The organism is Flavobacterium sp. (genome assembly GCF_044338735.1).
Classification (GTDB): domain Bacteria; phylum Bacteroidota; class Bacteroidia; order Flavobacteriales; family Flavobacteriaceae; genus Flavobacterium.
The window spans coordinates 1-8,170 of record NZ_JBIIWV010000095.1; the positions used below are offsets into that span (position 1 = coordinate 1).

At 31.8% G+C, this 8,170-nt stretch carries 9 protein-coding genes; all 9 read right to left on the reverse strand.

What is annotated here, in order from left to right; genetic code table 11:
- On the reverse strand, positions 1–884 hold an 884-nt coding region (locus ACIQZC_RS07235), incomplete at its 3' end, for an acyloxyacyl hydrolase (protein WP_396138565.1).
- A gap of 4 nt (positions 885–888) precedes the next feature.
- Positions 889–1,755, reverse strand: a complete 867-nt coding sequence (gene rfbD / locus ACIQZC_RS07240) for a dTDP-4-dehydrorhamnose reductase (RefSeq protein ID WP_396138566.1) — start codon at positions 1,753–1,755, stop codon at positions 889–891.
- On the reverse strand, positions 1,749–2,300 hold the full coding sequence (gene rfbC, locus ACIQZC_RS07245) for a dTDP-4-dehydrorhamnose 3,5-epimerase (RefSeq protein ID WP_396138567.1): 552 nt from the start codon (positions 2,298–2,300) through the stop codon (positions 1,749–1,751). Before rfbC ends, rfbD begins: the two co-directional genes overlap by 7 nt.
- A 75-nt stretch (positions 2,301–2,375) precedes the next feature.
- A complete protein-coding gene (gene rfbA / locus ACIQZC_RS07250) occupies positions 2,376–3,233 on the reverse strand; it encodes a glucose-1-phosphate thymidylyltransferase RfbA (RefSeq protein ID WP_396138568.1) in 858 nt (285 codons plus the stop codon).
- A 42-nt stretch (positions 3,234–3,275) separates the two neighbouring features.
- A complete protein-coding gene (rfbB, locus tag ACIQZC_RS07255; protein WP_396138569.1) occupies positions 3,276–4,289 on the reverse strand; it encodes a dTDP-glucose 4,6-dehydratase in 1,014 nt (337 codons plus the stop codon).
- Positions 4,289–5,245: a hypothetical protein gene (locus ACIQZC_RS07260; RefSeq protein WP_396138570.1), complete on the reverse strand. Its 957-nt coding sequence runs from the start codon at positions 5,243–5,245 to the stop codon at positions 4,289–4,291. Before ACIQZC_RS07260 ends, rfbB begins: the two co-directional genes overlap by 1 nt.
- A 5-nt stretch (positions 5,246–5,250) precedes the next feature.
- Positions 5,251–6,939: a DUF6909 family protein gene (locus ACIQZC_RS07265; protein ID WP_396138571.1), complete on the reverse strand. Its 1,689-nt coding sequence runs from the start codon at positions 6,937–6,939 to the stop codon at positions 5,251–5,253.
- A gap of 42 nt (positions 6,940–6,981) precedes the next feature.
- Positions 6,982–7,806, reverse strand: a complete 825-nt coding sequence (locus tag ACIQZC_RS07270) for a carboxypeptidase-like regulatory domain-containing protein (RefSeq protein WP_396138572.1) — start codon at positions 7,804–7,806, stop codon at positions 6,982–6,984.
- Positions 7,807–7,808: 2 nt separating this feature from the next.
- Positions 7,809–8,170: GH3 auxin-responsive promoter family protein (locus ACIQZC_RS07275; RefSeq protein WP_396138573.1), on the reverse strand; the 362-nt coding region annotated here is incomplete at its 5' end.

Consider the following 8,170-nt stretch of genomic DNA (forward strand, 5'->3'; position numbering starts at 1 on the left):
CCAATTCGTTTATAATCGGTATTTGGGGCGGTGTATGATTTATGGCCTTCAGGAAATGCAACTGATACAAACTTTATATAATCTTCTAAATAGCGCGAAAAGAAAATATCTGTTCCTAATTGTAACGCGCTTTTTCTTCCAATTCTTTTATCAGCATATAAACCAACATGATAAAACTGACGTTGGCCAATGTGTGGAACTGGTCCTTCAGAAACACCAGTTCTAAATGCAATATTATATTTAATTCGTTCTTTGTAAGTTGCTGATGAAGGTAAAGAATCGATAATAAATTCTTGCTTTTCGTTAAAGTTATAATTCAATCCTATGTTAAAAGCAATCGTATTAATTCCGCTATTGGGCGCTTTAAATCTTCCGTTTGAAAAATGGGTCAACATAAAACCTGCTTGAAATCCTATTTTATCAATAATATTTTCCTTCTTATATTGTAATAAAAAGTAATTATTGTCCATTATTTTAGTTCCAAAAGCGTTGTTTTTATTGTTGGTTTCTTTATCATAAGGATTAGATGTGATGCCTATTCCTTGTGAAATTCTGAACATTAATTGTCGTTTAAAAAAATAAAAGTTATAATGCACTCCAATTGCGTGATTAAACCCTAAGTACTGGTTTTTAAAATCTAAATAATGATAAGAAATTCCATAATCTGGATAATTATATATGCGTTGCCATTCTTTTTTACCAAACGTTTTCCAGTTATAACTTAACAAAAAACCATCGGGATGACCTGTAATTAAATGCCCAATATCATTAGTATGTTTGTAAATATTTCCTCTGAAAATTTGCACATCAAAATAGGTTGATGCTTTTTCTTGTGAAAATGATAAAAAGTAAGTAAAACAAAAGAGTACTATTGTTTTTTTCATGAAGTTACAATTGATTAATACTTTTTACTAAACTTGCTTTCCATTCGCTAATTTCAATATTGAATGTGTCTTTAATTTTTTTCTTATCCAAAACACTGTATGCTGGTCTTTTAGCCGGTGTTGGATAAGCCGAAGTTGGAATAGGTTTTAAATCAATTTTTATTTCTTTCTGATGAAATATTGCTGCCGCAAAATCGTACCAAGAACATTGCCCTTCATTGGAAAAGTTGTAAATACCGAAGGTGGTGGGTGATGGGTGATGGGTGATGGGTGATTGTATGATTGTAAGTAAGGCTTCAGCTAAATCAACAGCGTTTGTAGGTGTGCCAATTTGGTCTGAAACTACAGATAAACTGTCTCTTTCAGAAGCCAATCGCAACATGGTTTTCATAAAATTTGTGCCAAATTGTGAATAAACCCAAGAAGTGCGAATTATAAAATGTTTCTCCCATGTATTTTGAATAGCAATTTCGCCTTCTAATTTAGTTTGTCCATACACACTTTGGGGATTTGGAAGATCAGATTCTAAATACGGTGTTTTTGAAGTGCCATCAAAAATAAAATCTGTAGAAATGTGAAGTAAAATAGTGTCGTATTCTTTGCAAACTTTGGCTAAATTTTCGGGCCCTATACTATTAATTAAATGTGCTTTTTCGGGTTCACTTTCGGCTTTGTCAACAGCTGTATAAGCAGCAGTGTTGATGCAAAATTGTGGTTTATATTTTAAAAAAGCGTTGGTACAACTTTCGATATTTGTAATATCCATTTCATGAAAATCAGTGTAAATAAACTGAATCGTAGGATATTTATTAGCAATAAACTTGATGGATTGTCCTAATTGACCGTTTGCGCCTGTTACGAGTACTACCATACTTTATTGCAGTTTTGTAATGTGGGCAGAACTAGATCTTTATCTGAAATGATCAAATCTTTGAAAGGGAAATTCCAATTGATATTTAGAGTTTGGTCATTAAATATTAATCCTGCTTCACTTTCTTTATTATATAGATTATCGCACTTATAAAAAAATGTAGCTGTTTCGCTTAGTACTAAAAATCCGTGTGCAAATCCTCTCGGCATAAAAAACTGCAATTGATTTTCTGCCGAAAGCACCACTGATTCATATTGTCCATAGGTTTTAGAATCAGGTCTTAAATCTACAGCAACATCTAAAACTTCACCTTGTAACACTCGTACTAATTTAGCTTGTGCATGTTCGCCGCGCTGATAATGCAATCCTCTTAAAACACCTTTAGTTGAAAATGACTGATTGTCTTGAACAAAAGTCAACTTTTGTCCAATTCCTTCCTGAAAAGTTTTTTCATTAAAACTTTCCATGAAATAACCACGTTCATCTTTGATTATCTTTGGTTCCAGAATAAAACATCCTTTAAGTTTTGTCTCTATAAATTTCATATAGTTAATGTGTCGATTAGACGATATGTCAATTTAAAAAAAATATTGACACATTGAATATTGATAATTGGCTAATTAGATTAAGCTCATTAAGTGTTTTCCATAACCACTTTTTAATAATGGTTCGGCTATTTTTTTTAATTGGTCTGCGTTAATAAATCCCATTTTATAAGAAGCTTCTTCGATAGCGCCAATTTTTAACCCTTGGCGTTCTTCTATAACTTGTACAAATTGTCCGGCTTGCATTAACGATTGAAATGTTCCTGTATCTAACCAAGCGGTTCCTCTATCTAAAATAGAAACTTTTAAATTTCCTTGTTCTAAATACGCTTTGTTAACGTCTGTAATTTCTAGTTCACCTCGATGACTCGGTTTAATGTTTGCGGCAATGTCAACCACTGAGTTATCATAAAAATAAATTCCGGGTACCGCATAATTTGATTTTGGATGTGTTGGCTTTTCTTCAATAGATAGTACTTTTCCGTCTTGATCAAATTCAACTACTCCATAACGTTCTGGATCTTGCACATGATATGCATAAACAATGCCGCCACTTGGATTGCTGTTTTCTTGTAATAATTCGGCTAAACCTGTACCATAGAAAATATTATCTCCTAAAATCAATGCTACTTTATCGTTTCCAATAAATTCTTTCCCAATTATAAATGCTTCGGCTAAACCATTTGGGTGTTCTTGAACCGCATATTCAAATTTACAACCCAATGATTTTCCGTCGCCTAACAATTGACGGAATAATGGTAAGTCGTGAGGTGTTGATATTATTAATATTTCGCTGATTCCTGCCCACATCAATGTGGATAATGGGTAGTAAATCATAGGTTTATCATAAATAGGCATTAATTGTTTGCTTACCGCTAAAGTTAACGGGTGTAAGCGTGTTCCTGATCCTCCTGCTAATATAATTCCTTTCATGTTTTTAGTTTATTTTGTTTAAAGTTTCAGGGAGGTTTAACTTTAAACCTGAAACTTTTTTAAATACCAAATAATTGTTTTCTTGATTCCTGTTTCGAAATTTTCATCTGCTTTCCAGCCTAATTCGTTTTCAATTTTAGTAGCATCAATAGCATAACGCAAATCGTGCCCAGGTCTATCAGTTACAAACGTAATTTGATCTTGATATTTTCCTTCAGATTTTGGTTGAAGTTCATTTAAAATTAAACAAACTGTATCAACTATATATAAATTATTTCGTTCGTTTCTTCCTCCAATATTATATGTTTCACCAGATTTTCCAGTTTTAAATGCTAACTCAATTCCTTTACAATGATCTAAAACATATAACCAATCACGTACGTTTTTTCCATCGCCATAAATGGGAATATTTTCACCTTTAAGTGCTTTTCTTATTATAGTAGGAATTAATTTCTCATTGTGCTGTTTTGGGCCATAATTATTAGAACAATTAGTTGTTACTAAATTCATTCCATAGGTATGAAAATAACTACGAACAATCATGTCTGAACCAGCTTTTGATGCAGAATAAGGGCTATTTGGCGCATAAGGCGTGGTTTCTTCAAACAAACCTGTTTCACCTAATGTTCCATAAACCTCATCGGTAGAAACGTGATGAAAACGTGCGTTTATAAAATCTGGATTATATTGATTTGGCGCAGACATCCAAAGTTTTCTTGCTGTATCTAATAAATTAAATGTGCCTAGAACATTGGTTTTAATAAAAGCTTCTGGACCAGAAATCGAATTATCTACATGGCTTTCGGCGGCAAAGTGAATCACATGGTGGAATTGATATTTTTGGAATAATTCTTCTATAAAATTTCTATCACAAATATCACCTTGCACAAAAGTATATCTTGGGTGGTTTTCAACTTCTGATACATTTATTAAATCACCAGCATAAGTAAGTAAGTCCAAATTTATTACATGATAATTTGGATTGTTCTCAATAAAATAGGGTATAAAATTTGACCCAATAAACCCAGCTCCACCGGTTACTAAAATAGTGTGCATTATTCTTTAATTCTAATCATTTGTTTTTTGTAGAGCACAATAAAATTATATATAATTACATACAAAATTATAAACAATATAGGTAAAAATAATTTCATCTTATGGTTCAGCCCTTTTGTGTTAATATTATTAATTGAAACATTTTGTGTTTTAATTATTTCTTCAAACAAACTTCGATTTATAATTAAACTCTGCGTTTCTTTAATTAATTGATCTTTTTTATTAATAAGCTCACTAATGCCTTTTTCTTCTGAAAAGGAAATGTTTCCGCCTTTGTTGTTTGATAAATTTAAAATCAATTTATCTATTTGAACAATTAACGAGTCATTAAATTGAATTTTATTGTCATTGTTTTTTTGATATATTTTTTGTTGAATTTTATAAAAATTATTGTCTTGTAAATAATTCAAAATAGGATTAATAATACCTTTTTGACTAGCTTTCTCTGAAGTTTTAAATGTTATGTTGTGCAGATAATAATTTTTACTTGCTACATCGCTTTTTACAATTTCTTGAATATTACCCTCTTCTGCCATCAATTTAAGTAATTCAAAATTTTGTTTTGTTTCGCCTCCTTGATTAACAAATTGAAAAACACCATTAATAGCTTTTATTTCTAGTTTTCCTATTATTTCTGAATTTGAAATCCCTATACTTTTAAAAAATACAGTGTCGTTTTCAATTATTCTAGAATTTAAAAAATCAATTTTTTTGTATAAGTACTCATTACTTTCAAAATTTGGAATCACTAAAATATCTTGAGTATACGAACCATTTTTATCTAAAAAATAGCCTAAGGCTAAACCTATAACAAAAAGGGAGGACACAATAATAATCTTCTTTTTTAGAAAGAAAATAAAGTTAAAAAAAGAATTAATTACACCTTGAAAAAAGTTTTGAATTCCTTTACTTATTTGTCCTAAATCAATTTCTTGGTCTTGAGAATTTGTACTCATACTTTTTATTTTACATTAAAAATTTGTTCTATAATCTTGATCGTTATTAAATATGTGGGTTTTACCCCTGTTGTGCCTAATCCACCAGAGGCTAATGTACTTCCGGTTTCAAGTGGGTTATCTGAGGCATAATAGGCATAACGTACTTTTACGTTTGGATTTATACTTTTTCTAATTCTTGAAGCAGACTGGATGGCTTTTTGATAATAGGCTCCTTCCATTTCTAATCCTATGGCTTGCCAGGTTGACTCGTGGAAAAATTTCAACAAATCTCTGTTTTGTAAAGAAGTTCCTAAAACGGTAATCATGGGTCCTTCAAAAACAGGAATGTCATGTCCTTTAAGCATCTCGGCTGTTAATTCATTTTCAAAGAAATAATTGTCTGCCGTTCCTTCATTCACATGAGCGGTTGGAATCATAATATCCCCTTTTCCTCCTTCTAAAATGCCTGCTTTACCCATTATTGAAACCGATTCTACATTCATGAAAATCTTTCCTTTATGTGTTTTGTAGGGTTTCAATAACTCATCAATAGTTTCATAAGCTTGCTCTCCAAAAGCATAATCCATTACAATTAATACCGGTTTGTTATCGCTTAAATTTGCATTTGCAAAAGCAGTTTTTGTAAGATCTATTTTCGCCGTGTCAAAAATTTGTACGTCAATATTTGTTCCTGATGTGTCTGGCAACGAAATCATACCTTGTGATAACGCTAAATCTTCCACTTTCTTGCGTAACTCTTTATTATTTGAACTACTTAAATCTTCAAATATCTGAAAATCAGCTGCTTCTTTGTATTTTTTTCCTAATACCGGTTCGGCAAAAATAGAATTCATTACACTGTGCATATTCGCACTAATAATATGAATTGGTCGTTCAATCAATTGGTTTTGAACCAATACTTCTTTAATGTTGTTGGCCCAAATTTCGCCATAAATATGATGCCCTAATCGTTCTCTTAATATCGGACTAAACGTTATGGTTCTCTTATTATTATCAACCACTTCTTCAATAGCAAGTTTTCCTAACCAATAAACGATGTGTAAAAAACGCTCTGGTGTTTCGGTGATTCCAAAGTCATTATAAATTTCCTTTACATCTGCAAAAGTTCTTCCTAAAATATTTGAAACATGAGAAATCGCTTTTTCTCTGTCAACTAATGTTAGTTTCTTGTTTTGTAAAACAACTTGTTCTAGTTTTTCCCAATCGCGGGTAAATCTACCTTCTTCATCAATTAAAACCCGATTTTTTATTTTGTGTGATTCAATAAAAATAAAGGTTAAATGGGTTAAAATGTCATAAATATCAGATCGACCGCGAGTAATTTCAATGTTCATTTGCTCGTCATCGATGCGGTAACAATTTCTTCTTCTTTTTGGTGGAACGATTGCTTTAAAATGAGAGCTTGAATAGCCTTCGTCTGAGGTTAAATTGATGTAACGGCATTGTTCAATCCCCACTGGTAATCGTTCAATAACATAAAGCAATCCGTTTAATTCTACTTTTTCTTCGGCAATGGAGCCGTAAATTTCTGGTCGAAGCGCTAATAGTGCTTCTCGTAAAGTTTCTCCTGAAACACCCATTGGTTTATAAAAACCTCTGTTAAATAAATGTCTCATGGTAATGTACAGTCGCTCAATAGCTGCTGAGGACTCTTGCGCTCTAGAGCGCGAAATGTTTTTAATGTCTTTCATTAATGTTTTGTTTTTCTAACCTGCAAAGTTACAATTTTTATTTTAGTTAGATAATATAAGGTTAATTGCTGGCTCGTTTATACCTAATTTTTGAGGATAATCTGCGGCTTCCTTTTGCCATTTTCCATAAGAATAGGTGTAGAAAAAATCTCGAGCAACATAATTATAAAGCACATAAGGTTGATACTTTGTTCCTTGTTTATTTTGTTCAATTAATAGCTTTTCATACGCCACAAAAAGTCCGTTTTTTGGGAATTCTAAATCAAATTGGCTTAAATTAAATTTGTGCTTAATAACCCCTTTGGTTAAAGTAACTATATAATCTTTGGTCAACAATTCTTCTCCAGGCGCTCCGTTATCATCTACACTGTAAAAATGTAATTTAATTGTAGCATTATCAATTCGGCTATCGGTAAAAATGGTAACTTCTTTAATGAATCTAGTTTTGCTGTACGATTTATCATACGGAAAAAACTTAGCTTCTACTTTTGGTCCATTATCAAAAGCTTGAAAAGTGCTGTTTTTAATTGTGCCAATTTCAACTTGCTTGGTTTCTTTCTTGTTTAGAATTACCATTTCTTTTAGATCAAAAATGGTAGGGTTTAATAAAACTATTTCGGTTTGATTGGCTTTGAGTGTTTTTTTGTTATATCCTAAAATCGAAAAAACAATATTTTTATCAGATGAAGTCGTTAAAACAAAACTTCCGTCAATTTCAGAAATTGTTCCAATAGTTTCGTTCTCCACCCAAATATTCACATAAGGTATCGGTTCGCCAGAAAGACTGTCTTTGACCACGCCTTTGATTTGTGAAAGCGCAAATTGGCTAACAACTAGAAAAAATAAAATCAATCTATTTTCTTTCATCTTTATTCTATTTTCTCAAAAAATTCCGCAATAGCTCGATCGTTACTTAATCTCGGTAATTTATTTTGTCCGCCAAGTTTGCCTTTAGATTTCATGTATTCTTGAAAACCGTTTTTTAAAACTTTTGTAATAACAAGCGTTCGCAACACATTGCCAACAATCAAATCGTCATAATATACATTCTGTTTGCGCATGGCAGCATCAATTTGTAACGCAAATTCTTCTAAATTCTTGGGTTCTTCCGACACTTCAGAATCGAATTCAATGAACCATTCGTGATAAGGTAAACCTTCTTTTGGATTAATTTGTGGTGCCACCGTAAACTCATTTACTCGAACATCGGTTCCTTCCATCGCTTCTTTAA

Excerpts from the sequence above, each read along its gene's own strand:
- rfbC (WP_396138567.1), bottom strand. The coding sequence starts at position 2,300 with ATGAAATTTATAGAGACAAAACTTAAAGGATGTTTTATTCTGGAACCA.
- rfbA (WP_396138568.1), bottom strand. The coding sequence starts at position 3,233 with ATGAAAGGAATTATATTAGCAGGAGGATCAGGAACACGCTTACACCCG.
- ACIQZC_RS07270 (WP_396138572.1), bottom strand. The coding sequence starts at position 7,806 with ATGAAAGAAAATAGATTGATTTTATTTTTTCTAGTTGTTAGCCAATTT.
- ACIQZC_RS07260 (WP_396138570.1), bottom strand. The coding sequence starts at position 5,245 with ATGAGTACAAATTCTCAAGACCAAGAAATTGATTTAGGACAAATAAGT.
- rfbD (WP_396138566.1), bottom strand. The coding sequence starts at position 1,755 with ATGGTAGTACTCGTAACAGGCGCAAACGGTCAATTAGGACAATCCATC.
- rfbB (WP_396138569.1), bottom strand. The coding sequence starts at position 4,289 with ATGCACACTATTTTAGTAACCGGTGGAGCTGGGTTTATTGGGTCAAAT.
- ACIQZC_RS07265 (WP_396138571.1), bottom strand. The coding sequence starts at position 6,939 with ATGAAAGACATTAAAAACATTTCGCGCTCTAGAGCGCAAGAGTCCTCA.